Annotated in this window: 31 protein-coding genes; 14 read left to right on the top strand and 17 right to left on the bottom strand. The window is 57.3% G+C overall.

From position 1 onward, the window contains the following. Positions 1–10: 10 nt before the first annotated feature. The gene (deoD, locus tag ACR0JE_RS12420; RefSeq protein WP_480864361.1) at positions 11–724 is read left to right on the top strand and encodes a purine-nucleoside phosphorylase; all 714 of its coding nucleotides are present in this window, start codon (positions 11–13) and stop codon (positions 722–724) included. A gap of 271 nt (positions 725–995) precedes the next feature. On the opposite strand, the gene ACR0JE_RS12415 is transcribed toward deoD, so the two are convergent. The 11 genes from ACR0JE_RS12415 to ACR0JE_RS12365 form a co-directional block, all read right to left on the bottom strand. After that, positions 996–1,139: a hypothetical protein gene (locus ACR0JE_RS12415; protein ID WP_353011959.1), complete on the bottom strand. Its 144-nt coding sequence runs from the start codon at positions 1,137–1,139 to the stop codon at positions 996–998. A 130-nt stretch (positions 1,140–1,269) separates the two neighbouring features. Then, the gene (locus ACR0JE_RS12410) at positions 1,270–2,049 is read right to left on the bottom strand and encodes a succinate dehydrogenase iron-sulfur subunit (protein WP_170535844.1); all 780 of its coding nucleotides are present in this window, start codon (positions 2,047–2,049) and stop codon (positions 1,270–1,272) included. Positions 2,050–2,062: 13 nt separating this feature from the next. Then, positions 2,063–2,689: a sulfotransferase gene (locus ACR0JE_RS12405; protein ID WP_480864360.1), complete on the bottom strand. Its 627-nt coding sequence runs from the start codon at positions 2,687–2,689 to the stop codon at positions 2,063–2,065. 99 nt (positions 2,690–2,788) lie between these two features. Then, positions 2,789–4,597 (bottom strand): succinate dehydrogenase flavoprotein subunit, encoded by a 1,809-nt coding sequence (sdhA, locus tag ACR0JE_RS12400; RefSeq protein WP_480548553.1) that lies wholly within the window; start codon positions 4,595–4,597, stop codon positions 2,789–2,791. A gap of 25 nt (positions 4,598–4,622) precedes the next feature. Then, the gene (locus ACR0JE_RS12395) at positions 4,623–4,994 is read right to left on the bottom strand and encodes a succinate dehydrogenase, hydrophobic membrane anchor protein (protein ID WP_480544352.1); all 372 of its coding nucleotides are present in this window, start codon (positions 4,992–4,994) and stop codon (positions 4,623–4,625) included. Positions 4,995–5,005: 11 nt separating this feature from the next. Further along, positions 5,006–5,389, bottom strand: coding sequence for a succinate dehydrogenase, cytochrome b556 subunit (gene sdhC / locus ACR0JE_RS12390; RefSeq protein ID WP_480544353.1), 384 nt, complete (start codon positions 5,387–5,389; stop codon positions 5,006–5,008). A 213-nt stretch (positions 5,390–5,602) separates the two neighbouring features. Then, complete coding sequence (locus ACR0JE_RS12385; protein WP_480544354.1) at positions 5,603–6,265, bottom strand: DUF1194 domain-containing protein; 663 nt, start codon at positions 6,263–6,265, stop codon at positions 5,603–5,605. 38 nt (positions 6,266–6,303) lie between these two features. Then, positions 6,304–7,332: a MaoC family dehydratase gene (locus tag ACR0JE_RS12380; protein ID WP_480864359.1), complete on the bottom strand. Its 1,029-nt coding sequence runs from the start codon at positions 7,330–7,332 to the stop codon at positions 6,304–6,306. Continuing rightward, positions 7,332–7,538 (bottom strand): DUF1737 domain-containing protein, encoded by a 207-nt coding sequence (locus ACR0JE_RS12375; protein ID WP_480544356.1) that lies wholly within the window; start codon positions 7,536–7,538, stop codon positions 7,332–7,334. Before ACR0JE_RS12375 ends, ACR0JE_RS12380 begins: the two co-directional genes overlap by 1 nt. Positions 7,539–7,550: 12 nt before the next feature. Next, a complete protein-coding gene (locus tag ACR0JE_RS12370) occupies positions 7,551–8,105 on the bottom strand; it encodes an NnrU family protein (RefSeq protein ID WP_480864358.1) in 555 nt (184 codons plus the stop codon). 15 nt (positions 8,106–8,120) lie between these two features. Beyond that, positions 8,121–8,969 (bottom strand): HpcH/HpaI aldolase/citrate lyase family protein, encoded by an 849-nt coding sequence (locus ACR0JE_RS12365; protein ID WP_480864357.1) that lies wholly within the window; start codon positions 8,967–8,969, stop codon positions 8,121–8,123. A gap of 179 nt (positions 8,970–9,148) precedes the next feature. Here ACR0JE_RS12365 and ACR0JE_RS12360 point away from each other — a divergent pair, with 179 nt between their 5' ends. Continuing rightward, positions 9,149–9,454, top strand: coding sequence for a hypothetical protein (locus ACR0JE_RS12360; protein ID WP_480544358.1), 306 nt, complete (start codon positions 9,149–9,151; stop codon positions 9,452–9,454). Here the strand turns inward: ACR0JE_RS12360 and ACR0JE_RS12355 are convergent. Beyond that, positions 9,451–10,206 (bottom strand): sulfite exporter TauE/SafE family protein, encoded by a 756-nt coding sequence (locus tag ACR0JE_RS12355; protein WP_480864356.1) that lies wholly within the window; start codon positions 10,204–10,206, stop codon positions 9,451–9,453. The genes ACR0JE_RS12360 and ACR0JE_RS12355 overlap by 4 nt on opposite strands. Positions 10,207–10,367: 161 nt before the next feature. Here ACR0JE_RS12355 and mdh point away from each other — a divergent pair, with 161 nt between their 5' ends. The 11 genes from mdh (at position 10,368) to lpdA (ending at position 22,089) form a co-directional block, all read left to right on the top strand. Then, the gene (mdh, locus tag ACR0JE_RS12350; RefSeq protein WP_480864355.1) at positions 10,368–11,330 is read left to right on the top strand and encodes a malate dehydrogenase; all 963 of its coding nucleotides are present in this window, start codon (positions 10,368–10,370) and stop codon (positions 11,328–11,330) included. A gap of 307 nt (positions 11,331–11,637) precedes the next feature. Continuing rightward, positions 11,638–12,831, top strand: a complete 1,194-nt coding sequence (gene sucC / locus ACR0JE_RS12345) for an ADP-forming succinate--CoA ligase subunit beta (RefSeq protein WP_480500114.1) — start codon at positions 11,638–11,640, stop codon at positions 12,829–12,831. Positions 12,832–12,868: 37 nt separating this feature from the next. After that, on the top strand, positions 12,869–13,369 hold the full coding sequence (locus tag ACR0JE_RS12340) for an STM3941 family protein (protein WP_480864399.1): 501 nt from the start codon (positions 12,869–12,871) through the stop codon (positions 13,367–13,369). A gap of 2 nt (positions 13,370–13,371) precedes the next feature. Next, positions 13,372–14,253 (top strand): succinate--CoA ligase subunit alpha, encoded by an 882-nt coding sequence (sucD, locus tag ACR0JE_RS12335; RefSeq protein ID WP_170455655.1) that lies wholly within the window; start codon positions 13,372–13,374, stop codon positions 14,251–14,253. Between the two features lie 116 nt (positions 14,254–14,369). Further along, positions 14,370–14,867, top strand: a complete 498-nt coding sequence (locus ACR0JE_RS12330) for a DUF805 domain-containing protein (protein WP_480864354.1) — start codon at positions 14,370–14,372, stop codon at positions 14,865–14,867. Then, a complete protein-coding gene (locus ACR0JE_RS12325; protein ID WP_480864353.1) occupies positions 14,864–15,406 on the top strand; it encodes a DUF805 domain-containing protein in 543 nt (180 codons plus the stop codon). Before ACR0JE_RS12330 ends, ACR0JE_RS12325 begins: the two co-directional genes overlap by 4 nt. Then, entirely contained in the window at positions 15,403–18,360 is a 2,958-nt protein-coding gene (locus ACR0JE_RS12320; protein ID WP_480864352.1) for a 2-oxoglutarate dehydrogenase E1 component, read from the top strand. The genes ACR0JE_RS12325 and ACR0JE_RS12320 overlap by 4 nt, the downstream gene beginning before the upstream one ends. Positions 18,361–18,363: 3 nt before the next feature. After that, entirely contained in the window at positions 18,364–19,869 is a 1,506-nt protein-coding gene (gene odhB, locus ACR0JE_RS12315) for a 2-oxoglutarate dehydrogenase complex dihydrolipoyllysine-residue succinyltransferase (protein ID WP_480544364.1), read from the top strand. Positions 19,870–19,871: 2 nt separating this feature from the next. Further along, positions 19,872–20,141 (top strand): hypothetical protein, encoded by a 270-nt coding sequence (locus ACR0JE_RS12310; RefSeq protein WP_353012019.1) that lies wholly within the window; start codon positions 19,872–19,874, stop codon positions 20,139–20,141. Positions 20,142–20,220: 79 nt separating this feature from the next. Further along, on the top strand, positions 20,221–20,631 hold the full coding sequence (locus ACR0JE_RS12305; RefSeq protein ID WP_480544365.1) for an MAPEG family protein: 411 nt from the start codon (positions 20,221–20,223) through the stop codon (positions 20,629–20,631). Between the two features lie 69 nt (positions 20,632–20,700). Next, a complete protein-coding gene (gene lpdA / locus ACR0JE_RS12300) occupies positions 20,701–22,089 on the top strand; it encodes a dihydrolipoyl dehydrogenase (protein ID WP_480864351.1) in 1,389 nt (462 codons plus the stop codon). A 21-nt stretch (positions 22,090–22,110) separates the two neighbouring features. Here lpdA and ACR0JE_RS12295 read toward each other — a convergent pair whose 3' ends face one another. Beyond that, positions 22,111–22,689: a TetR/AcrR family transcriptional regulator gene (locus ACR0JE_RS12295; protein WP_480544367.1), complete on the bottom strand. Its 579-nt coding sequence runs from the start codon at positions 22,687–22,689 to the stop codon at positions 22,111–22,113. A gap of 103 nt (positions 22,690–22,792) precedes the next feature. Between ACR0JE_RS12295 and ACR0JE_RS12290 the strand changes: the two genes are divergently transcribed. After that, a complete protein-coding gene (locus tag ACR0JE_RS12290; RefSeq protein ID WP_480864350.1) occupies positions 22,793–23,386 on the top strand; it encodes an NAD(P)H-dependent oxidoreductase in 594 nt (197 codons plus the stop codon). 9 nt (positions 23,387–23,395) lie between these two features. On the opposite strand, the gene ACR0JE_RS12285 is transcribed toward ACR0JE_RS12290, so the two are convergent. Genes ACR0JE_RS12285 through ACR0JE_RS12270 form a run of 4 tightly spaced genes read right to left on the bottom strand, consistent with a single transcriptional unit; the run spans position 23,396 to position 26,301 of the window. Continuing rightward, a complete protein-coding gene (locus ACR0JE_RS12285; protein ID WP_480864349.1) occupies positions 23,396–24,001 on the bottom strand; it encodes a pyridoxamine 5'-phosphate oxidase family protein in 606 nt (201 codons plus the stop codon). After that, positions 23,988–24,728, bottom strand: a complete 741-nt coding sequence (locus ACR0JE_RS12280) for a lysophospholipid acyltransferase family protein (RefSeq protein WP_480864348.1) — start codon at positions 24,726–24,728, stop codon at positions 23,988–23,990. The genes ACR0JE_RS12285 and ACR0JE_RS12280 overlap by 14 nt, the downstream gene beginning before the upstream one ends. Further along, positions 24,728–25,627 (bottom strand): cell division protein FtsX, encoded by a 900-nt coding sequence (locus tag ACR0JE_RS12275; RefSeq protein ID WP_480864347.1) that lies wholly within the window; start codon positions 25,625–25,627, stop codon positions 24,728–24,730. Before ACR0JE_RS12275 ends, ACR0JE_RS12280 begins: the two co-directional genes overlap by 1 nt. After that, complete coding sequence (locus ACR0JE_RS12270) at positions 25,624–26,301, bottom strand: cell division ATP-binding protein FtsE (protein WP_170535793.1); 678 nt, start codon at positions 26,299–26,301, stop codon at positions 25,624–25,626. The genes ACR0JE_RS12275 and ACR0JE_RS12270 overlap by 4 nt, the downstream gene beginning before the upstream one ends. Positions 26,302–26,374: the final 73 nt, after the last annotated feature.

The raw sequence follows: 26,374 nt of genomic DNA, 5'->3' as shown, positions 1-26,374 counted from the left end.
AGGTGCCGAAATGACAATTCATATTGGCGCGGAACAAGGCGAAATCGCAGAAACCGTTCTTTTGCCTGGTGATCCGTATCGGGCAAAATGGGCGGCTGAGACATTTCTGGACGACGTCAAGCAGGTCAATAATGTTCGGGGTATGCTGGGTTTTACTGGCCGTTGGAATGGCCATCCGGTAACGATTCAAGGTAGCGGCATGGGCATGCCGTCCCTGTCGATCTACGTGAATGAATTGATCCGGGACTATGGTGCCAAAACGCTGATCCGGATCGGATCATGCGGAGGGATGCAGGACAGCGTGAATGTACGCGATGTCATTCTGGCGATGACGTCGACGACACTTAGCACGCCATCACGTGGTATCATGAAAGAGCTGAACTTTGCCCCCTGCGCAGATTGGGGCTTGCTGCAGGCGGCGGCCAACGCGGCGAAGGCAAAAGGAACGCCAACCCACGTCGGTGGGATCTACTCGTCGGATGTGTTCTACGATGAACGCCCTGATCTAAACGAACAGATGGTGCGTCATGGTGTGTTGGGCGTCGAGATGGAAGCCGCTGAGCTGTATATTCTTGCCGCACGGCACAAATGCCGGGCTCTGGCCGTCCTGACGGTGTCTGATCATCTGCTAACCGGTGAGGCACTGCCCTCATCCGACCGCGAAAGCAGCTTTGGCGATATGGTCGAAATTGCACTGCACGCCGCTTTTCCGGACGCAGGCTAGACCTGAACGGGCAGAGTTCGCCTCTGCCCGATTTCTATCTGCCCGAACTCTGCCGTAAGCACTGCGTCGGGCTATCCGCACTTTCCACCTTCGCGCCACAATAGGCGCAAACCCACAGGCCTTCGTCGCGATGTTGCCGCCATCGGCATTCTCGCGTCAGTGAGGACGTGCGGGAGCGCCATAGAAAGTAGGCAAAAACCCCAGCGGCCAGAAGAAGCAATAGTATGGGCATGAATCTGTTTCGCCCATTCTATCCATCGATGGCAAGCCCTCAGGCTGCGTTTGCGTACTCAAAAAGCTCGGGCTCACGCGACTGAACAGTCGACGGCTCGGGCGTGTAGTAGGCCCATGCCTGTTCAAGCATTTCCAATGCTTCCTTGGCGGTCGGTTTTGGGGTTTGTGGTGTTGTTTTCATCGGAGTGATCCTGAGTTGATCCCATCACTCCTCCCTATCGCAAATCTAGGGTGTTTTGCGCCCGTCGACATCGGTTGATTTCGCAACAGGGACATGCGCTTGCCGCAACTCGGCAAGCGCGATTTTTGGGTCAAACCGAACGTTCAACCATCATCTTCTTGATCTGCGCAATTGCCGCCGCCGGGTTCAATCCCTTGGGGCAGGTCTTAGCGCAGTTCATGATCGTGTGGCAGCGGTACAGCTTGAAGGGATCCTCAAGCTCATCCAGACGCTCACCTGTGGCTTCATCGCGGCTGTCGATGATCCAGCGATACGCATGCAGCAATGCTGCGGGGCCAAGATAGCGGTCGCCGTTCCACCAGTAGCTCGGGCACGAGGTCGAGCAGCTGGCGCACATCACACATTCATACAAGCCATCCAGCTTCTTGCGGTCTTCGATCGACTGCTTCCATTCCTTCGCGGGACGGTTGGTTTTGGTTTCCAGCCAAGGCATGATGGATGCGTGCTGAGCGTAGAAATGGGTCAAATCGGGGATCAAGTCCTTAACCACGGGCATATGCGGCAGCGGATAGATTTTCACGTCGCCCTTGATCTCATCCATGCCATAGATACAGGCCAGCGTGTTGATCCCATCGATATTCATCGCGCAAGAGCCACAGATCCCTTCCCGGCACGAACGGCGGAAGGTCAGGGTCGGATCAATCTCGTTCTTGATCTTGATCAGCGCGTCCAGGATCATCGGCCCGCAGGTATCCATGTCGACGAAATAGGTGTCGACGCGCGGGTTTTGCCCGTCATCCGGGTTCCAGCGGTAAATCTGGAACTTGCGCAGGTTTTTCGCGCCCTCCGGTTTGGGCCATGTCTTGCCGGTTGTCATCCGGGAATTCTTGGGCAGGGTCAGTTGAACCATGTCAATTCTCCATTCAGCCTGTCCGGGCGCGATCAGATGCGCCGCGATTATGATGCCCCCAATGGGCAATGTTCACGTCAAAATCCGGGGATAGCCAGTCGGCAATGGCCTGCGGGGTGTCCCGGTCGATATCAAAGCGCAGAAACCGTGGGTTTCCGGCGAAATAGTCCTGCACCTCGGCATGATGCACGTCATACATACGGCGCCAGCCTTGCTTGACGTCGTCGGCGGTCTGACCGCTGGCCTTGCAACACCGTTCCAGATATCCGCCATTGCTGTGACGCGCGCGTGAGGCGATCCAATCGTCCACATTGCGCGTGTTCAGCAGGAAATAGGCGTCTGGATATGCGGCGTGCAATTCGCGGAAAAACCGTGTGCCATCCAGCATGAAACGCGCGTTCACAAAGGAAATGTCGGTAAATGCCCGAACTGAACCAAACCCATCCAGTGGTTTGCGGCCCATGGCGATATTGGTCATCATGCGATGCGCCAGATTATCGCCTTGCTGGTCCACCCAATGCACCGACGGAATACCACTGTCCTGAAACAGCCTGTGGAGCGAGGTCGTCGCGCAGCGGTTTAAACCGATCAGAATGATTTTCGGATCGGTTTGGGCAGAGTGCAGCACCTCGACCGTCATGACCGCCTCCGGGCACTAAACGGTGACAAACGGCCAAAGGTCAGGGCGTTGTCCTTGGGTATGTGGCGTTCGCACACCATTGCCTGATCAATTCACTCCTTAGAAGGTTCGCGCCTTGGGCGCGATTTTCTTGAGGCTGATGCCGCCTTCATCCTCGTTGGTCAGCGGATCGACGATCACCGGGCGATAGCTGAGGTCAACCTTATTGCCATCGACTCGGCTGACCGTATGAACACGCCAGTTTTTGTCATCCCGTTCGCTGAAATCCTCATGGGCGTGAGCGCCACGGGATTCCTTGCGCGCCTCGGCTCCAACGATCGTCGTCAAAGCGTTTGGCATCAGGTTGGTCAGCTCCAATGTCTCCATCAGGTCGCTGTTCCAGACCAGCGAGCGGTCGGTGACCTGCAGATCGTCCATCTTGGCGGCAATCGCGGTCATCTTTTCGACCCCTTCGGCCATGGTTTTGGCGGTCCGGAAAACAGCCGCGTCAGCCTGCATGGTTTTCTGCATCTCAAGTCGCAGATCAGCGGTCGGGATTGCACCGCTGGCGTTGCGGACCGTGTCGAACCGGTCAAACGCCTTGTCGACCGACGCCTGATTCAGAACCGGGTTCGGAGCCTCGGCATCCACAACCTTACCGGCGCGGATCGCAGAGGCACGACCAAAGACCACAAGGTCGATCAGCGAGTTCGAACCCAGTCTGTTCGCACCATGGACCGAGGCACAACCGGCCTCACCCACGGCCATCAGGCCCGGCACTACGGCAGTCGGGTCTTTAGCGGTTGGGTTCAGAACCTCACCCCAATAGTTGGTCGGAATACCGCCCATGTTGTAATGCACGGTCGGCAGAACCGGGATCGGTTCTTTGGTCACGTCGACACCGGCAAAAATCTTGGCGCTTTCCGAAATGCCCGGCAGACGCTCGGCCAAAGCTTCGGCAGGCAGGTGTGACAGGTTCAAGTGGATGTGATCCCCTTCGCCACCGACCCCACGGCCCTCGCGGATTTCCATGGTCATCGAGCGCGAGACATAGTCCCGCGGTGCCAAATCCTTGTATTGGGGCGCATAGCGCTCCATGAACCGCTCGCCTTCCGAGTTGGTCAGATACCCGCCCTCGCCACGCGCACCTTCGGTGATCAGGCAGCCCGAGCCGTAGATGCCGGTCGGGTGGAACTGCACGAATTCCATGTCCTGCAAGGCGAGACCCGCACGCGCCACCATACCGCCACCGTCACCGGTGCAGGTATGGGCCGAGGTCGCGCTGAAATACGCCCGGCCATAGCCGCCGGTTGCCAGCACCACCATCTTGGCGTTGAAGACATGCATCGTGCCGTCGTCCAACTTCCAGCAGACGACGCCCTGACACTGCCCGTCTTCGGACATGATCAGATCGATGGCGAAATACTCGATGTAGAACTCGGCATTGTTCTTCAGCGACTGACCATAGAGCGTGTGCAGGATCGCGTGGCCGGTCCGGTCCGCAGCGGCACAGGTCCGCTGTACGGCGGGGCCTTCGCCAAACTCGGTCGTGTGGCCACCGAACGGGCGCTGATAAATCTTGCCTTCTTCGGTCCGGCTGAACGGCACGCCGTAATGTTCCAGCTCATATACAGCTTTGGGCGCTTCACGCGCCAGGTATTCCATTGCGTCGGTATCACCCAGCCAGTCCGAGCCCTTGACGGTGTCATACATGTGCCACTGCCAATGGTCCGGGCCCATGTTGGACAGCGACGCGGCGATCCCGCCTTGCGCTGCAACCGTATGCGAGCGGGTTGGGAAGACTTTGGTTACACAGGCTGTACGCAGGCCTTGCTCTGCCATACCCAGCGTTGCGCGCAGACCGGCGCCGCCTGCCCCGACAACCACGACGTCATATTCGTGGGTTTCATATTCATATGCTGCTGTCATTATCTCTGATCCTTACCGCGCGTCGTCACAGGGCCAGCTTGACGAGGGCAAACAGCCCCGCAGCCATCAGCGTGTAGCCAAAAGCCCACATCGCAACGAGTGTGATCTTTTCCGCGATCCCGTGCACATAATCTTCGATGGTTTCCTGCGCCTCATACATAAGCTGTTGCAGGCCAACGACCAATGTCAGGGCGGTGACGATGGCCGGGAAGGGTCGGGCGAAATAGGCCAGAACCTCTTCGTAGGTTCCGCCGATGCCGTAACCAAAAGTGAAGACGAACAAGGGCACCAGAACGGTTAGTATCATCGCGCGAACCATGGTGCGCCAATGGGTTTGCGTTCCGGAGTTCCCAGCGCCCAAGCCTTGCGCGCGTTTGCGATCGGTAAGGTATTGCATCGCGATCCTCCTTACACCAAAGCCATGGTGATGATGGTCAGAACGGTCGCCCCGACAAACATGCCAATGCCCATCTTTTCGGAAACCGAAACATCCAGGCAATAGCCGAAATCCCAAATCACGTGGCGCAGGCGCCCCAACGTGTGGTACCACAGTGCCCAGACCCCACCCGTCAGGATAAGCTGACCAAACCAGCTGCGCAGAAAGCCGTCGATGCCAGCAAATGCGGCCTCAGACGTGGCAGCAGCAAGCAACCACCAAACAACAAGTGCCGCGATTGCGAACGCCGCAAGACCGGACAGTCGAACCATGATCGACGATATCGAGGTCATCTGCGGACGGTAGATCATAATGTGTGGCGAGAGCGGGCGGTTGCCCCGATTGACATCGGCCATGGCGGCTCCTCTTACTTTGGCTACTTGTCGTTTTACCGGTTTTTGGTGGTCTGTCACGTGCTGCACCCGCAAAAACAGGTAAAATTACCGCAAAACGGGTGATTTCTTCAATATGTGATCACGCAAATAAAAGCTGTGATCACAAATTGCATTCGGCACTGCCTATGTTAGCGATTTCAGTAGGAAAGCAATGTGATCACGAATCTGCCTTGCTTATTTCAAGTCGGCGGATTGCTGTGTTACCTCGCGCAGCAGCTTTTTTCGAATACGTTCAGGGTAATCAGCAAACCCGGCGGCAGACACAACAAAAGCACCCTCGCCCACGATGACATTCTCAAAGAAATAGGCAGTCAGATCGGGCTCGGATTCTTCGATGGCAATCGCATTCACGGTTACGCCACGGGCACGAAGCAGGCGATGGATCTGATTAGGCTCGACCCCTTCGTTCGAGACCCCATCGCCAGAAATATCGATCAACAAACGTTTGCAATCGTTCACAGCATCAAAGCTGGCCAGCGTCATCTCTAACGCTTCGCCTATAGCCGTTGAAAAGTTTCGCCAGATGCGCGGATCTTGTGCGACTTTGCTGGCAAACCCATCCAATGCGTCGAAACTGTCGATCCGAGTCCAGGGAATAGTTACCCGCTGACGCGATGCACCGGTCCATTGCACGAGCATCAACCGCGCCTGCCCACGCACCAGTGCTTCGGATACAATCGGGTCGCGCAACCCCGCCGCCAGCCCATCCATCTGGACGCGATATTCATCACTGTCGACCGACCCCGAAACATCGACAGCCAAAGCCAATGCCAAATCGCAAGACCAAGCGGGTGGTGTTAAACACAGGCAAGCGATCAAGGCGCGAAACAGGATCATAGCAGTACCCTAGCATGTATCGCAGGGTCTGCACGAAATCACATTGGCATGAGCGCCCAGTAGTCCAGATCCAACAGAACCTGCGGCTGGTACTTGCCGTCTTCATTGCGCAACTCAAACGGCGCACCGCCTTTGGTGGCAACTAATCGCAAGCGAATAGCCCCAACGCCGGGAACGCTGGTTTCGGCCTTGTCCAAAACCTCGGACCAGGCCTTGATGGTATCACCCGCAAAACAGGGATTCGCATGGGCACCACCGTTCAGGCCAACGATCATCTGCGCATTGGCCAACCCGTTAAAGGACAAGGCTCGCGCCATCGAGATCACATGACCACCATAGATCAATCGCCCCTCGGGTCGGAAGGTCAGATCGAAATGAACCTTGGCCGTGTTCTGCCACAGGCGGGTAGCCAGCATATGCTCGGCCTCTTCGATGGTCACACCATCCACATGGTCGATTGTCTCACCGATCGTGTAATCACCCCAGCGATGGGGCTCGCCCGCCAGAGTGAAATCGTAGTTCGAGAAGTCCAGACCCTCGGGGATCACCAGATCTTCCGGTGCCAAAACCATTTTTAGGTCGGGCACAACGGTTTCCGGCGCCGGCGCATCCGGGTTCGACTTTCGAACCATAACCCAGCGCACATAGTCGATCACCACCTCGTCCAGCTGGTTCAGACCACGGGTGCGCACCCAGACCACCCCGGTTTTGCCGTTCGAGTTCTGCTTGACCCCGATCACCTCAGAGATCGAGCGCAAAGTATCACTTGGATAGACCGGTTTTATCCAGCGCCCTTCGGCATAGCCCAGATTGGCCACCGCGTTCAGCGAGACATCCGGTACGGTCTTGCCGAACACCACATGAAACGCCGCCAAATCATCAAGCGGACTTACCTGTAACCCACAAGACCGCGCAAACTCGTCCGAGGAATAGAGCGCGTGGCGCGCCGGATAGAGCGCGTGATACAGCGCGCGCTCCCCATCCGTCACGGTACGGGGCACCGCATGGGGCAGGACCTGCCCTACGGAATAGTCCTCGAAAAATCTGCCCGGATTGGTTTTTGCCATTATTGCTGTCCCAGTTTCATGTCAGGTGAATAATCGACCTCGACCTCTTTGGTCACGGCCTGCGCACAACGCATGACACCGTTTTCCGCGTCAAACGCGTAGGATGGGTCGCCATACAGGTCCCACCCTTTGGCCAGCGCATCTGATACTTTGTGGCAGAACGCGGAGGTGTCTTCCTCGGTCAGCAATCGGTAGAGCTTTGCCATGACTGGTTGCCCCTATCCACCGAACGGGGAAGGGCCGACCAACCCGTGGATATATCCGATGATTCCGAGCAAAACGATTGAGGCGACAAAGAACATCGCGTCCATACCATATGTGCCCGGTTCACCCGGCGTCCAATCAGGTTCGGATTTGTTGATCACAATGACTTCGACGACGGCCCAGGCCAAAAGACCACCGAACAAGACAATCGAGGCCAGATCGCCATTCACCAGCAGATGCGCAAACGCCCAAAGCTTGAAACCGCCCAACATCGGGTGGCGCATCTTGTTCAGCAGACGGCCTTTCTGGCCAGCCGGGCTCATCATAAAGATCGCGATCAGAACCAACAGGTTGTTGACGTGGATCAGGAGGGTCGGCGGGGCCCAAACATAGATGAAATCGGTCATGCGATAGCCGAAGATCATGAGGAGGATCGAGGCAACCAGCGCCAGCGCCACCACGCCTTTGCCTGCATCGCCCATTGCTGCCCGCTGTTCGGGCACCACGCGTTTGAAAAGATGCGCGGCCCACCATAGTGCCACGCCCAAAATCAGAAGAACAAAGCCCATGCTGGCTTACCCCGCTTACAAAGCTGAAATCGCCTCTGCTTTTGCCAGAATTTCGCGGGCAGTTACAACATGCAGGTTCTCAACAATCTTGCCATCAACAACGGCGACGCCCTGCCCTTGCGCCTCGGTCTCTTCAAAAGCGGCGATCTGACGGCGGGCCAGATCGATCTCGGCGTCAGACGGGGCGAAGGCGGCGTTGGTCACCTCAACCTGTGCCGGATGGATCAGGGTCTTTCCGTCAAAGCCCATATCCCGGCCTTGCATGCATTCGGCGGCCAGACCCTCGGTATCTTTGAATGCGTTGTAGACCCCATCCACGATAATCAGGCCCTCAGCCTTTGCGGCCAGCAGGCACAGGCCCAGTGATGTCATCAATGGAAGGCGATCAGGGCGGAAGCGGGTCTGAAGCTCTTTGGCCAGATCGTTGGTACCCATCACAAACCCGGTCATCAGGGGATGGGCGGCAATCTCGGCTGCGTTTAGCATACCGCGTGGCGTTTCCATCATCGCCCAGATCGGCAGATCACCGGTGATTGCGGCCAGCGCATCCACATCCGCGGCGGAGTTCACCTTTGGCAGTAGCACCACATCAGCGTCCATGTCGCGCAAGGCCTCGGCATCCACGCGGCCCCATTCGGTGTCCAACCCGTTGATCCGAACGATCTTGACCCGCGCGCCATAGCCACCGGCAGCCAACGCCGCCTTTAGCGTTTCGCGGGCGTTGGGTTTTTCGTCAGCGGCGACTGCATCCTCAAGATCGAAGATGATCGCGTCCACAGGCAGAGTGCGCGCCTTGTCCAGCGCCCGCTCTTTCGAGCCTGGAATATACAAAACCGAACGATACGGGCGTTGACGCGGGTCCATTGACCTCTCCCTAAGCAATAATGTTGCGCGGAATGGGGCATTTTTTTCGAGAAACTTCAAGGTCAAATTTGCCGCATCGCAGCATAAGCGCGTATTCGTGACGCAACGCACTTTGGTTTAATCAAATCTCCTGCCCTTGTTCGCAAGCTGGTCCTCAGATCAGACAGAAGGGGCCATAGATGAAGAAATCGCTTTTGAACATGACGATCGGGCTGGGGATTATGGTGCTGGCCGCACAGCAAGTGAACGCGCAGAGCCGCAACTGCGCCCCGCGCGCGGACGTAATCAAACGTCTGTCAGAGGGGTATGGCGAAACACGTAAAGGGATCGGGATCGCTGGCCAGGGCGCGGTGATGGAATTGTTCGCCTCTGATGAAACAGGTAGCTGGACCATAACCGTCACGCTGCCGGATGGCACAACCTGCCTTGTCGCCTCGGGGCAGTCCTATGAGACTTTGGCAGAAGCCTTGCCGCCAAATGCCTAAGCCAAAGCGTCCCAGATGAGTTTGCTGCCGGTTAGGGTTAGCAAAACATAGGTGATCCCGAAAAACACCCGCTCGGACAGCATGAAGTGCGCCCGAACCCCAAGCCACGCACCTAGTAGTGCGAACGGCGACAACAGAATGTTCGCCCAAGCGGTGTGCCACGTAAAAAGGCCCAGATAGGCGTACGGCACAAACTTCACGATGTTGACGACCCAAAAGACCAACACGGTCGAGGCCTGAAACTGGGTCTTTGTCAGACGCTGCGACAACAGATAAACGGCGGCAGGCGGGCCGCCAGCGTGGCTGACAAAGCTTGTGAAGCCCGCCACCAATCCGGCGAACAAACCTGCCGATGGCGGCAACTGCCCCGTGAAACCGCCAATCCAGCCCTTTGCACGCGCCACATGCCAGATCACAAACCCGATCGAAATCGCACCGATCAAAAGGCGTAAGACATCGTCATTGGTCGCGCGATACAGAACCGTCCCCAATATCACGCCGGGTATTGCCCCCAGCATCAGCAGGCGAGCACTCGGCCAATCCCAGCGTTTCCAGTAGGGCTTCAACGTCGCAAGATCGATGATCATCAGGATCGGCAGCATCAGAGCCAGCGCCTGACCCGGGCTCAGGATGATGGCCAGAATCGATGAAGATGCAAAGGCTACACCCGACCCGAACCCGCCCTTGGAAATACCCGCGAAGATGACCGCAGGGATCGCCACGGCAAAAAACATCAGATTCAATTCGAACATGTGGCGGCCTGCGAATTGGCTTGTCTCATTAGCCGTTTAGCGCAACCACCAAGGGCAAGGCAAACGGTATGCGGTTGCATGCCGCGCCGCAGAGGCCTTGCGTTGCGGCGTTTAAAGGACTAGCACAACCGCGATTTCAAAACCGACCGGAGATATTCCAAATGGCCAGACCCAAGATTGCGCTGATCGGCGCGGGGAACATCGGCGGCACGCTTGCGCATCTTGCAGCTGTCAAAGAACTGGGTGACGTAGTCCTGTTTGACATCGCTGACGGGCTGCCCCAGGGCAAAGCGCTCGACATCGCCGAATCCGGCCCGTCCGAAGGGTTTGACGCGTCGATGTCCGGCAGCAGCGACTATGCCGATATCGCAGGCGCGGACGTCTGCATCGTCACCGCTGGTGTCGCACGCAAACCGGGCATGAGCCGCGATGACCTTCTGGGTATCAACCTCAAAGTGATGAAGTCGGTCGGTGAAGGTATCGCCAAACATGCACCCGACGCGTTCGTAATCTGCATCACCAACCCGCTGGACGCGATGGTCTGGGCCCTGCGTGAATTCTCGGGCCTGCCGCACAACAAGGTCTGCGGCATGGCGGGCGTGCTGGATTCGGCCCGTTTCGCGCATTTCCTGTCGGAAGAATTCAACGTCTCAATGCGCGACGTCACCGCCTTCGTTCTGGGCGGCCATGGCGACACGATGGTACCTTCGGTACGGTATTCGACCGTTGCCGGTATCCCGCTGCCTGATCTGGTCGAAATGGGCTGGACGACACAGGAAAAGCTAGACGCCATCGTACAGCGTACCCGTGACGGTGGCGCTGAAATCGTTGGTTTGCTGAAAACCGGTTCGGCGTATTACGCACCGGCTACTTCGGCAATCGAAATGGCCGAAGCCTATTTGAAAGACCAGAAGCGCGTTCTGCCTTGTGCCGCCTACTGCAATGGTGAGCTGGGTGTTGACGGGCTTTATGTTGGCGTTCCAACCGTGATCGGTGCCGGTGGCGTTGAGTGTATCGTTGACATCAAGCTCAACGAAGACGAGCAGGCCGGTTTCGACAATTCGGTCAACGCCGTGAAGGGCCTGATCGACGCATGCAAGGGCATCGACAGTTCGCTGGCGTAAGCTTACTCAAAGCTTCCAAGAACCGGCCCTCAGCAGGGCCGGTTTTTTTGTGCCAAGCCCGTCCGTCATATCTCAAATGTTTGCGCAACCGTCGCAAACCCCTTTTTTTGAATATGTTTTCCGCATGTGCATTGTGGGATTCGAATCAAAACCAAGGGCCTATCAATTTGTGATCACACGCCAAAAAAGCGTGATCACAAATAGTGAAAATCTTCGTGAAAAACCTCTTTGCTGTCAAAAAACCCTTTAAACTTGCCCGCTAGACACCCCTATAACGGTTTAATCGTAGTCAGACGGGACAGTTTCGATGAACATTCACGAATATCAGGCCAAAGCGCTTCTTCGCAGCTATGGCGCTCCGGTCTCCGACGGTCGCGCGGTTTTGCGCGCCGAGGAAGCCAAAACCGCAGCCGGTGAACTGGATGGCCCCCTGTGGGTTGTAAAAGCACAGATCCACGCAGGTGGACGTGGCAAAGGCAGCTTCAAAGAAGCGGATGCCGGTGAAAAAGGCGGCGTCCGTCTGACCAAATCGGTCGAAGAAGCCGCTGAAGAGGCCAAGAAGATGCTGGGTCGCACGCTGGTCACGCACCAAACCGGCCCCGCAGGCAAGCAGGTCAACCGCATCTATATTGAGGCCGGCTCGGGCATCGAGCGCGAATTGTACCTGGCCCTGCTGGTGGACCGCCAGACCAGCCGCATCTCGTTCGTCTGCTCGACCGAAGGCGGCATGGATATCGAGGAAGTGGCTGCCGCAACTCCCGAAAAAATCCTGTCCTTCTCGGTCGACCCGGCCACCGGCTATCAGGCTTATCATGGCCGCCGTATTGCTTTCTCGCTGGGTCTGGAAGGCGCGCAGGTCAAGCAATGCGTCAAACTGATGAACCAGCTCTATAACGCCTTCGTCGAGAAGGATATGGAGATGCTGGAGATCAACCCACTGATCGTATCGGACAGCGGCGACCTGAAAGTGCTGGACGCCAAGGTCGGTTTCGACGGCAACGCGGTCTACCGCCACCCGGATATCGCCGAGCTGCGCGACACGACCGAGGAAGACCCCAAGGAACTGGAAGCCTCGAAATACGACCTGAACTACATCGCTTTGGATGGTGAGATTGGCTGCATGGTCAACGGTGCCGGTCTGGCGATGGCCACGATGGACATCATCAAGCTCTATGGGGCCGAGCCTGCCAACTTCCTCGATGTAGGTGGCGGTGCAACCAAAGAGAAAGTGACCGAAGCGTTTAAGATCATCACCTCGGACCCGAACGTCAAAGGCATTCTGGTCAACATCTTCGGCGGCATCATGCGCTGTGACGTCATCGCCGAGGGCGTTGTCGCCGCAGTGAAAGAGGTCGGCCTACAGGTTCCGCTGGTCGTGCGTCTGGAGGGCACGAATGTCGAGAAAGGCAAAGAGATCATTAACACCTCTGGCCTGGACGTGATCGCGGCGGACAACCTGAAAGACGGTGCCGAGAAGATCGTGAAGGCGGTTAAGGGCTAAGTCTTTGTCCAGTAGCGGAACCAATCAGCAATCGGTCGTGTTTGAGCGCTCAAAGCTTAGAACCGCGCTCGTTCTCGGAATATGCGTCTTGTTCTTTGTTATCGGCATTTCGATGGTTCAAACGTCCGATACTTGTAACAACCCGACACGAGCGTACCTCTCTGGTTGGTCTGCTGTATTGGTCTTTGGCTGGTTAGGCATCAAAGAAATCACTAATGTGATTAGGTTTCCCAAGAGTCTATGCTGTATCTCGAACACGGGAATCACTTTCTTTCCAAGTTCCCCAGCTGAGATTCCCTGGAGAGACATAGTTTCCGTTTCTTCCAAGACTTTTGGATTAAACAGCTATGTTGCCCTCAACCTGTCACCAGAAGCTTCGGCTCAACGGAGATTCTGGGAAGGCCGAACCCAGATAAAGTTCCAAGCGACCCTTCTGAAGGCTAATTTCGATCAGCTCTATCGTGCAGTCTTCAACGCGCATTCGGCCTATCGACCACCGGCCAAAACCACGAATTTATCTAATCAAGGAGACTCCTAAAAATGGCAGTCCTCATCGACGAAAATACCAAAGTGATCTGTCAGGGCTTTACCGGCTCGCAGGGCACATTCCACAGCGAACAGGCCATCGCCTATGGCACCAAGATGGTCGGCGGCGTGACCCCCGGCAAAGGCGGGATGGAGCATCTGGGCCTGCCCGTGTTCAACTCGGTCCACGAAGCCAAGCATGTGACCGAAGCCAATGCCTCGGTGATCTATGTGCCGCCGCCCTTTGCGGCTGACTCGATCCTCGAAGCGATTGATGCCGAGATGGAAGTGATCGTCTGCATCACCGAAGGCATTCCGGTTCTGGACATGATGAAGGTGAAGCGTGCGCTGGAAGGCTCGAACTCGCGCCTGATCGGCCCGAACTGCCCCGGTGTGATTACGCCCGACGCCTGCAAGATCGGCATCATGCCCGGCCACATCCACAAGCGAGGTTCGGTTGGCGTTGTGTCGCGCTCGGGCACGCTGACCTATGAGGCCGTCAAGCAGACCACCGATGTGGGTCTGGGCCAGTCCACCTGCGTGGGCATCGGCGGCGACCCAATCAAGGGCACCGAGCATATCGACGTGCTGGAATGGTTCCTGGCCGACGACGAAACCCACTCGATCATCATGATCGGTGAGATCGGTGGCTCGGCCGAGGAAGAAGCCGCACAGTTCCTGGCGGATGAGGCCAAGAAGGGCCGTAAAAAGCCAACCGCCGGGTTCATCGCAGGCCGCACAGCCCCTCCGGGCCGCCGCATGGGCCACGCGGGCGCAATCGTCGCCGGCGGCAAAGGTGGTGCCGAGGACAAGATCGAAGCCATGCGCAGTGCCGGTATCGTCGTGGCCGAAAGCCCAGCACAGCTGGGTGAGGCTGTGCTGGAAGCGATTGGGTAAGTGACCAAAAACCGGACATATGCTTTTGGGGCAACGTCCGGCTCGGGGGTGGGCGAGACGCGCCCTCCCATCAAACCTTTGGTTTACCTTTGGCAAATCGGGGCGGAACAGTAACGATGGGACCAAAGCAAGCCATATCGACAGGCATCCGAAAGACATTTGTCTTTACGGGCAGGGCGTCGCGTTCTGAATTTTGGTGGTTTGCCCCAATCGCCATTGTTTTGCCGATCGCCGCCGCATTGCTGTTTGACTGGAGCGTTCCTGTAAACTGGGGCACCTCGAGGCTGTTGGTGATCACCGCCGCGTCTTTGCCCCTGCTTTCAGCAATGTGCAGACGGCTGCAGGACGCGGGCGAAGATGGGCATCAAGCGCTCTATCCGTTCGCTACAGTATTTATCGTCTGGCTGGGGTATCATGTCTTTCTTGGTTTCGGGTTGCTGATCGGCGGACCCATTCTTCTGTTTCTTCTGGCCATCTTTCTTTTTGTTCCGGTGTTCCTAATCGCGATAGTGACAAGCGCGCTGGTTGCGTCCAATGTTATCGGGTTGATGCTGGTTGCTTCCGACCCAGACAGAAATCGATTTGGGGCGCCGCGTGAAGAGGGTCTCGCATGACTTTCTCCGACGCCATCCGCACCTGTTTTTCGAAGTTCTTCACCTTCTCAGGGCGTGCCTCTCGGCCCGAATACTGGTTCTTTTTCCTGTTCATCGTGATCTGGAGCGTCATTGCCGGGATCATCGACGCGCAGTTCTTCACGCAAGTTGCAGTGACCGAAACCGAAACATCCAAATCCGTCGCAGCTAAGTCCTCACAACCTGTGCAAAGCATCGTCAGCCTGATCGTCTTCTTCCCCCATCTCGCCGTCGCGTGGCGGCGGATGCATGATACCGGGCGCAGTGGCCTCTACGCTTTACTGCCACTCCTTCTAATCCTCGGCGCGTTTGCGACCCTGTTCTTTGGCATCGGGCTCGCCTCCAGTTTCCAGCATGGCGGCAATCTGGATATCCTGTTCACCCGTGCCACTCTGCTGATCGTCATTCCGACACTTCTGATCCTGTTTGTGTCGCCCCTCCTGGTGCTGTGGTGGTTGTCCCGCCCCAGTCAGCCAGGCACCAACCAATACGGTCCCAACCCATATGAGGTAGCCCAATGACCGAACATACGCCCAACACTGCCTTTCATGCCTCTAGCTTCATGCAAGGGCACAATGCCGAGTATCTAGAGCAGCTATATGCCCAGTACACAAAAGACCCGAACGCAATAGATGCGGCATGGGTCGAGTTCTTCCGGCAGATGGGTGACGCTACACCGGATGTTCAGAAAGAGGCCAAAGGTCCCTCTTGGGCACGCACCGATTGGCCGCCCATGCCAACAGATGATCTGACCGGGGCGCTGACCGGCGAATGGGCTGGGATTGATGCCAAAGCCGCAGGCAAGAAGATTCAGGAGAAGGCTGCTGACACCGGTGTTCAGGTCAGCGAAGACCAGATCAAGCGCGCCGTGTTGGACAGCCTGCGCGCCCTGATGCTGATCCGGGCCTATCGGATCCGGGGCCATCTGGCGGCTGATCTGGACCCGCTGGGAATGCGCGCTGCCAGCACCCATCCAGAGCTGGACCCGAAAACATATGGCTTCACAGACGCCGACATGGATCGCCCGATCTTTATCGACAATGTTCTGGGCCTGCAGATGGCCAGCATGCGCCAGATCGTCGAGATCGTAAAGCGCACCTATTGCGGCACTTTCGCGCTGCAGTACATGCATATCTCGAACCCGGAAGAAGCCGCCTGGCTGAAAGAACGCATCGAAGGCTACGGCAAGGAAATCCAGTTCACCAAGGAAGGCCGCAAGGCGATCCTGAACAAGATGGTTGAGGCCGAAGGTTTCGAGAAATTCCTGCATGTCAAATACATGGGCACCAAGCGCTTTGGTTTGGACGGTGGCGAAAGCCTGATCCCCGCGATGGAGCAGATCATCAAGCGTGGCGGAGCCTTGGGCGTTCAGGACATTGTCATCGGCATGCCGCACCGCGGGCGTCTGAACATCCTCGCCAATGTGATGGGCAAACCCTACCGCGCGATTTTCAACGAATTCCAGGGAGGCAGCTTCAAGCCCGAAGACGTGGATGGCTCGGGCGATGTGAAGTACCACCTCGGCGCCTCCAGCGACCGTGAGTTTGATGGCAACAGCGTACACCTGTCGCTGACCGCAAACCCCAGCCACCTTGAAGCGGTGAACCCGGTTGTGCTGGGCAAGGTTCGGGCCAAGCAGGATCAACTGAAGGATACCGACCGGACCAAGGTGATGGGCATTCTGCTGCACGGCGATGCGGCCTTTGCTGGTCAGGGTGTGGTCGCCGAAGGGTTCGGCCTGTCCGGTCTGCGTGGGCACAAGACCGGCGGCACCATGCATATCGTGGTGAACAACCAGATCGGTTTCACCACCGCGCCGCACTTCAGCCGCTCCAGCCCGTATCCAACGGATATCGCGCTGATGGTCGAGGCTCCGATCTTCCACGTGAACGGCGACGATCCCGAGGCGGTTGTACATGCTGCCAAAGTGGCAACCGAATTCCGCCAGAAGTTCCACAAGGACGTGGTGATCGACATCTTTTGCTACCGCCGGTTTGGCCACAACGAGGGCGATGAGCCCATGTTCACCAACCCGATCATGTACAAGAAGATCAAGACCCATAAGACCACGCTGTCGCTGTACACCGAACGTCTGGTCAAAGACGGGCTGATCCCCGAGGGCGAGATCGAGGATATGAAAACCGCCTTTCAGGCCCGTCTGAACGATGAGTTCGAGGCCGGAAAGGACTATAAACCCAACAAGGCCGATTGGCTGGACGGGCGGTGGTCGCACCTCGACAAGAACAAAGACGAATACATGCGCGGTGAGACCGCCATTTCGCCAGATACTTTAGCCGAGATCGGTGCCGCGCTCTCGCGCACACCGGACGGTTTTGCCATGCATAAGACCGTTGGTCGCCTGCTGGAACACAAAAAGCAAATGTTTGAGTCTGGTAAAGGATTCGATTGGGCGACGGGTGAAGCTCTGGCATTCGGCTCGCTGCTGACCGAAGGCTATCCGGTGCGCCTGTCCGGTCAGGACGCCACACGCGGGACGTTCAGCCAGCGCCATTCGGGTTTCATCAACCAGGAGAATGAGGAACGGTATTATCCGCTCAACAATATCCGGCCCGGTCAGTCACACTATGAAGTGATCGACTCGATGCTGTCGGAATATGCGGTTCTGGGTTTTGAATACGGCTATTCACTGGCCGAACCCAACGCGTTGACCCTCTGGGAGGCGCAGTTCGGCGACTTCGCCAACGGCGCGCAAATCATGTTCGACCAGTTCATCAGCTCGGGCGAAAGTAAATGGCTGCGCATGTCTGGTTTGGTTTGTTTGCTTCCGCATGGCTTTGAAGGTCAGGGCCCGGAACACAGCTCGGCGCGACTGGAACGGTTCCTGCAGATGTGCGGCCAGGACAACTGGATCGTGGCGAACTGTACGACGCCCGCGAACTATTTCCACATCCTGCGCCGTCAACTGCACAGGACCTTCCGCAAGCCGCTGATCCTTGTAACACCCAAGTCGCTTCTGCGTCACAAGCTGGCGGTTAGCACCGCTGAGGAATTCACCACAGGCTCCAGCTTCCACCGCGTGTTGTGGGACGATGCGCAACATGGCAATTCGGATACCAAGCTGGTTGCCGACAGCAAGATCAAGCGGGTCGTGATGTGCTCGGGCAAGGTTTACTATGACCTTTTGGAGGAGCGTGACGCGCGTGGGATCGACGATGTCTACCTGATGCGAATTGAACAATTCTATCCGTTCCCTGCGCATTCTCTGATCAATGAGCTTGAGCGTTTTAAAGGCGCCGAAATGATCTGGTGTCAGGAAGAACCCAAAAACCAGGGTGCCTGGACCTTTATCGAGCCCAACATCGAATGGGTCCTGTCCCGCATCAAAGCGAAACATACACGGCCTCGCTATGTCGGCCGCGCCACTTCGGCTTCGCCCGCGACGGGCCTGGCCAGCCAACACAAAGCCCAACAACAAGCGCTGGTGAACGAAGCGCTGAGCATTGAAGGAAAGTAAACGATGACGATTGAAGTTCGTGTTCCCACGCTTGGCGAGTCGGTAACAGAAGCCACAGTTGCGACATGGTTTAAGAAACCAGGCGACGCGGTCGCTGTGGATGAGATGCTCTGTGAGCTTGAAACAGACAAGGTCACCGTAGAAGTGCCTGCCCCGGCTGCGGGCGTGATGGGTGAGATCGTTGCGGCCGAAGGCCAGACGGTTGGCGTCGATGCGTTGCTGGCGACCATCGCAGATGGTGACAGCGCAGCGGCTGCCCCTGCGGCCGCGGCGCCGGCCCCTGCAGCAGCGCCCGCGGCGTCAGCGGGCAGTGTCGACGTGATGGTGCCAACACTGGGCGAGTCCGTGACCGAGGCAACCGTGTCAACTTGGTTCAAACAGGTTGGCGACAGCGTCGCTCAGGACGAAATGCTATGCGAGTTGGAAACCGATAAAGTCTCGGTCGAGGTACCTGCCCCCGCAGCGGGTGTTCTGGCAGAAATTGCAGCTCCCGAAGGTACAACTGTAGATGCCTCAGCGAAACTGGCGGTGATATCGGGTGCGGCGGCTGGTGCGGCTCCGGCGGCTGCCGCAGCAGCAACGGCCCCCACAGCAGCCAGCACAGGCAAAGACGTGGCCAATGCCCCCTCTGCTGAGAAAGCCATGGCCGAGGCAGGCATGTCCGCTGATCAGGTCACCGGGACTGGTCGTGATGGCCGGATTATGAAAGACGATGTGGCACGTGCCGTTGCAACCGCTGCTGCCCCGGCCCCCGCACCTGCGGCAGCACCTGCTCCGGCCCCGCGCGCTCCGGTTGCGGCCAGCGACGCTGCGCGCGAGGAACGGGTCAAAATGACCCGCTTGCGTCAGACCATCGCAAAGCGCCTGAAAGACAGCCAGAACACCGCAGCGATGCTGACCACCTATAACGAGGTCGACATGACCGAGGTGATGGCCCTGCGCAGCCAGTACAAGGACCAGTTCGAAAAGAAACATGGCGTCCGTTTGGGCTTTATGTCCTTCTTCACCAAGGCCTGCTGCCACGCGTTGAAAGAAGTGCCCGAGGTGAATGCCGAGATCGACGGTACCGACATCGTCTACAAGAACTTCGTCCATATGGGTGTAGCCGCTGGTACACCGACAGGACTGGTGGTTCCGGTTATCCGCGATGCCGACAGCATGTCCTTTGCCGCGATCGAAAAGGCGATTGCCGAAAAAGGTAAACGCGCCCGTGACGGCAAGCTGAGCATGGAAGAGATGCAAGGCGGCACCTTCACCATCTCAAACGGCGGTGTCTACGGCTCGTTGATGTCCTCGCCGATCCTGAACCCGCCGCAATCGGGCATACTTGGCATGCACAAGATTCAGGACCGCCCGATGGCGATCAACGGTCAAGTGGTGATCCGCCCGATGATGTATCTGGCGCTGTCCTATGACCACCGGATCGTCGACGGCAAAGGCGCGGTAACCTTCTTGGTTCGCGTGAAAGAAGCGCTTGAAGACCCCCGCCGCCTGCTTATGGATCTGTAACCATGGCAACGCATATTCTCTGGCAGGCCGATGTCGCAGATTTCGATGTCTGGCTAAAGGTGTTCCGCGAGGATCAAAAAATGAGAGAGGCCGCGGGTATCCGCGACCTCCACATCTGGCGTGACCCCAATTTGAAAGATCATGCGGTGGCCTTGTTTGAAGTCACCGACCTTGAACGCGCACAGAGTTTCATCGAGTCCGAAGAATTGGCCATGCATCACGAACGCGGCGGCGTGGCCCATATTCAGGTCAAGATACTGACACCCGTTTGAATGCGACTGCCACTGGACATAGACCCCAAGTATGGCCCGGGCACGACGACGCCGGGCAACACAACAAAAGTTCTCAAGCGTGACCCCTGAACTCACAGCCCTGACATTGGCCGCACTTTTGCAGGTTGTTCAGTATGTGGTGATGGCAGTCCCCGCAAATTTGGAACTCGGACCCGGCAAGACCACGTCTGCTCGCGACCGAAGCCGGTTGGGCGGCGGGTTGGAAGATCAGCTTTCGGAAAAAACAGCGCGTCTGTACCGCGCGTTGAACAATCACTTCGAAGGGCTGATCCTGTTCGCTATCGCCTGTGTCGTCGTCACACTCAGCGGATCAACCGGTGGCTTCACGACCACCTGCGCGTATATCTATCTGACTGCGCGCGTCCTGTATGTGCCAGCGTATTACTATGGCCTCAGACCCTGGCGCACACTGATCTGGTTGGTCGGATTTCTGGCCACAACCCTCATGCTTTTGGCGGTGTTATTGTGACCCCGCTGTTGTACAAATTGTTCATAGGCCCAAACCCTGTGACAGCCCGACTTCTCAAGGAGATCCCTCATGGCAAACTATGACGTCATCGTAATCGGAGCAGGCCCCGGCGGCTATGTCTGCGCCATCCGCTGCGCCCAGTTGGGCCTGAAAACCGCCGTGGTCGAAGGACGTGAGACGCTGGGTGGCACCTGCCTGAACGTGGGCTGCATCCCATCCAAAGCGCTTCTGCATGCCAGTCATCAATTGCACGAGGCCGAACATAACTTTGCCAAGATGGGTCTGAAAGGCAAAAGCCCCTCGGTCGATTGGAAGCAGATGCAGGCCTACAAAGAAGAGACAATTGAAGGCAATACCAAGGGCATCGAGTTCCTGTTTAAGAAGAACAAGATCGACTGGCTAAAAGGCTGGGGCTCGATCCCGGCTGCCGGCCAGGTTAAGGTGGGTGACGAATTGCACGAAGCCAAGAATATCATTATCGCTTCGGGCTCGGAACCGGCTTCGCTGCCTGGCGTCGAAGTGGATGAAAAGGTTGTTGTGACCTCGACCGGTGCGCTGTCTTTGGGCAAAATCCCCAAGAAAATGGTCGTGATCGGCGCGGGTGTAATCGGCCTGGAACTGGGCTCGGTCTATCAGCGTTTGGGGGCTGAGGTCACGGTAATTGAATTCCTCGATGTGATCACTCCGGGCATGGACCCCGAGGTGCAGAAAACCTTCCAACGTATCCTGAAGAAGCAGGGTCTGAAATTCGTGATGGGGGCCGCAGTTCAGAAAACCGAGGCCACTAAGACAAAAGCCAAAGTCACGTACAAACTGCGTAAAGATGACAGCGAACATGTGGTCGACGCAGACGCCGTGCTGGTTGCCACCGGGCGCAAGCCGTTCTCAGACGGTCTGGGACTGGATGCTCTGGGCGTCGAAATGACACCGCGTGGTCAGATAAAGGTCGGTGCCGACTGGCAGACCAACGTGCCCGGTATTTATGCCATCGGCGACGTGACCGAAGGCCCAATGCTGGCGCATAAGGCCGAGGATGAGGGCATGGCCGCAGCCGAACAGGTCGCGGGCAAGCATGGTCATGTCAACTATGGCGTCATTCCGGGTGTGATCTACACCTGGCCCGAGGTCGCCAATGTTGGCGAGACCGAAGAGACGCTGAAAGAACAGGGCCGTGCCTACAAAGTTGGCAAGTTCATGTTCATGGGCAACGGTCGCGCCAAGGCGAACTTTGCCGCCGATGGGTTCGTCAAGATTCTGGCCGATAAGGAAACTGATCGTATTCTCGGCGCACATATCATCGGCCCGGCCGCAGGTGATCTGATCCATGAGGTCTGCGTGGCGATGGAGTTTGGTGCCTCTGCCGAGGACCTCGCCCTGACCTGCCACGCCCACCCGACCTATTCCGAAGCCGTGCGAGAGGCCGCACTGGCCTGCGGTGACGGACCAATCCACAGCTAACGCTCATGACCCCGGCCGCGATCAGCGCGCTGGGGTCAGCCACGCCTCCAGATATGTTTCCAGCCGATCTGTAAATGTCGTCGCAGAATGCAGCGCGCAGAATCTCAGAGACATGGCCTGAATCGCAAAAGCCTGCACGCCCTCGGCCAATAGCTCTGATGGCACATCCTTGCGCATCTCGGTGGCATCAAGCCACATCATCACCACGCGGAAATACCGCTCAAAGCAATAGGCGATGGGCCCGATTTCAGCGATAGCGGTTGCACCTGAATATCGGATCAAAAGATCGAAGACATACCTCTCGGACGTCATGAAACTGTGAACCGGTTCAAGGGCGGTGATGATCTCGGCGACGGTTCCTGGCTTTGGCCCGTTGTCAGCCTGATCCAGACAGGCATTCAATTTGTCCGCGATCATGATCTCCATCAACGCATCTTTGTCGCGGAAATGGGCGAAGAACGTGCCTTTGGCAACGCCAGCCAGTTGCACCACCTCCTCGACCCTTAAGGCCTCGTATCCGTTTTTCTGAATCAACTCTTCCGATGCTGCCATCAGGCGGGCGCGGGTTTTCAGTGTGCGTTTTTGAACTGTCTTTTGCATAAGCCCAGATTGCATATTTTTTGACCGTGGTCTAATTTGTTATTGAGCGTGGTCACTTTTTGATGCTATAAGATGACCGCGGTCACTTTTTAGGAGAAACCCAATGCAACCGAAGAAAATTCTGATCCTGGACGGGCACCCTGGTAAAAACAGCCTGTCACGCACCTTTGCGCAGACATATGGCGACGCGGCACGCCAGAATGGTCATGACGTGCGCGTCGTTCACCTAAGCGATCTTCAGTTTGACCTGGATTTCGGTCAGGGCAATTACCATGATTTCAAACCCCTCGAACCCGAACTGGAACAGGTTCTGCAAGATATTGAGTGGAGCAATCATCTGGTCCTGACTGCGCCTATGTGGTGGGGTGGATTGCCTGCGAAACTAAAAGGGCTGATCGACCGGATGTTCATCCCGGGGCGCACTTTCGACACGCGCAACACGACGAAACTCGGTTTTCCAGCCCCGATGCTGACCGGGCGCACTGCGCGCGTAATCCTGACCTCAGACACGCCCGGCTGGTTCATGCGCCTGATCTATCGCCAAGCGCTCATCCGTCAGGTGCGTGATCAGATATTGGGGTTTGTCGGTTTCAAACCAACGAAGTTCACTCACTTCGCCGGTGCCAGCTATCCAAAAGCCGGCAGCGTCGAGCGCTGGATCTCGAAGGTTGAAAAAATTGGGACGGCGGCGGTTTGATCGCTATGCCTACCACATCGTTTTGGCGGCGCGCGGAGCCCATTCCTGATCATAATGTGCGCCGCCTTCCTCACCGTCCGACGCTTCGGCAATGATCTCTCCCACCGTTGGGAGACCTTGGGATTCATCATCGCTTGACCAGGTTTTAGCCCGCATCAGCGCACGGGCGCATTGCGTGTAGACTTCCTGGATGTCAATCACGATAACGGTCGCTGGGCGTTTTCCGTGCTTTTCGAAGCGCGCGCGCAAATCGTCATCAGCCGTCAGCCGTGCCGACCCGTTCAAACGTACCACATTGTTCGAACCCGGCACAAAAAACATCAATGACACGCGCGGGTCGCGCACGATATTGCGCAGCGAATCCAAGCGGTTGTTTCCTCGCCAATCCGGCAGGGCCAGCGTAGCGGGATCCAGTTCCAGAACCACCGGGCCATCGTCACCGCGCGGGCTGCCATCCACGCCTTCCGGGCCAACCGTACTCAGAACGCATAGTCGGGACGCCATAATCCACTTACGATAAAGCGGCGTAAGCTGTCGCACCACCTTACGCAAAGATGGCGCGCCCGGTGTGCCGTAGAGCCCTTCTAACGTGCTCAGATCGTCAATGAACTGCATCCGGATCAAACCCCACTTCTTGCATCAGCGCGTCAGAACGTGTTTCGATTACGTTTTCTAGACGTTCCAGAAATTCTTCGCGTTCTACACCGGGCTCAATGGGTTCAAGGAAGTCTACAATCGCAAGGCCCGGCTTGCGCATGAGACCCGTACGCGGCCAAAACACGCCCGCATTTGTCGCCACAGGGACACAGGGAAAACCCAACCCTTCGTACAAAACGGCAGTGCCAACTTTGTAAGGTTTCTTGGCCCCCGGTGCGACGCGGGTGCCTTGCGGATAGATGACCAGCTGACCGGGTTCGGTGAATTCTTTAGCGACGTCCTTGACCATCTTGGCCACTGCGGCGCCCTTCTTGCCCCGGTTCACGGGAATACAGCCCAAACGGCGCGCATACATCCCGATGATCGGGGTCCACAACAGCTCTCGCTTCATGATGAACTTGCCATGCGGGATAGCGTTGAAGATCATGATGATATCGAGAAAGGATTGATGCTTGGCACCGATTACAACCTCACCTGTCGGCGGTGTTCCGCGTACTTCGCTGCGAATACCCACCATCCAGCGCGCCAGCCACAATGTGCTGCGCGCATAGGTTTTGCAGGCCCTTGATGCCCCCTGTTTTAAAAAAATCGCATAGGGCAAAAATACGATGCCGAGGATCAGCATCCAAAAGTAGATCACGAACATAAAGACCAACGAGCGGACCCATTGAACAGCCTTGGACATCAGGAAAGCTCCTTCAACTTGCGGCGCGCAGCGGTCCAGGTCGCGAAGAAAGCGACAATGGCACCCAGAATTGGGATCACCACCGGCAGCGCCCAATCCGTCCCCTGAAATCCGACGCCGGACAAGAACCCTCCGGCATCCGAGGCTTCGGGCAATAGCAGAACACCGATCATGCCCAGCATTGTGCCGACCGCCGCACCGAACAGCGCGCGATAGGTGAACCGACGCACAAAGGCGCCCGCGATGAATCGGTCGCGCGCACCGACCTGACGCAACACCTCGATGATCTGCGCATTCGCCGCCAGCGAGGCATTGGCCGCCAACGTGATCATGGCAGCTGTTGCGCCTCCGATCAGCAGGATCGAAATCCACCCAAGCCGTCGCAGTGACATGGCCGCGTCCACCAAAGGTTCGCGCCATCGTGTGTGGTCGTCCAGTACAGCACCCGGCACTTCGGCCCCCAAACGCAGGCGCAGGCCAGTAACATCCAAACCCGGTTCACCTTCGACAATCTCGATCAGCTGCGGTATGGGCAACGTATCCAGCGGCAAGTCCGGTCCAAACCAGGGCGACAGCAACGCCGCCTGTTCTTCAACAGTCAGCGCACGGGCTGATGCCACGCCCGGTGTCTGGTTCAGAACGGTCAGAGCGGCCTTGGTCTGGGCAGCCAGTTGTTCAGCAGGCGCGTTAATCCGCAGCGTTGCTGCCCCGGCCAGTTCCGAGGCCCAGCGGTCGGCGATCCGGCCCGAGGCCAGAGACAAGGCCAACGCAAAAACCGTTAGAAAGGCCATCGCGCCAGAAACGAACAACGTCAGATGAGCGGTATACCCAGTGGGTGGCACCACCCGATCGGCGCGGCTGTCGCGGCGCAGCAGGTTTCGGATGTCACCCTTGCTCATAGATCGGCCCCCGCCAGTTGCAACCGGCGTTGCGAAATTCGCAGCACGCGGGCCTGAACCTGGCTTTTTGCGGCGCGGATCAGGCTTAGATCATGGGTGGCGATCAGGACGGTTTTGCCCATTTTGTTCAACTCGACCAGCAAGCGCAACAGACGCTGCGACATCTCCCAATCCACGTTTCCCGTGGGTTCGTCCGCCAATACGACATCGGGTGACAGGATCAGGGCACGCGCCAGTGCGGCACGTTGGCGTTCACCTCCCGACAGTTCGGGCGGATGTGCTTCTAGCCGCGAACCTAAACCGACCCATCCCAGCAGTTCTGACAGGTTGCTTTGTTCCTCGGCCTCGGCGCGGCCCGAAACCATAAGTGGCAAAGCCACGTTTTCTGCCAGCGTCATGTGATCAAGGAACTGACAGTCCTGATGTACAACACCGATCCGACGGCGCAGCAATGCCATCTCATCGCGGTCTAAGGCTGAAACATCCTGCTCAAAGGCGCTCAGACGGCCCGACGTTGGCAACAACGCACCATAGCACAGCTTTAGAAAAGTGGTTTTGCCCGCCCCGGATGGACCCGTCAGAAAATGAAACGAGCCCGGCTGCAATTGCACCGAGACGTCGCTCAGCAATTCGCCGCCACCATAGGTGTAGCTGACATTCTCCAGCTCGATCACACGTGTCCCCTTTATTATGCTGCTCTTCTTGCCCGAGCGCGAATGTGGTTTCAATGCCTGTACCGAGTCCAAT

Source organism: Ruegeria sp. H3, assembly GCF_056533095.1.
Note: the sequence above shows the minus strand (reverse complement) of the source record. Positions and strands in the feature narration are given on the sequence as shown.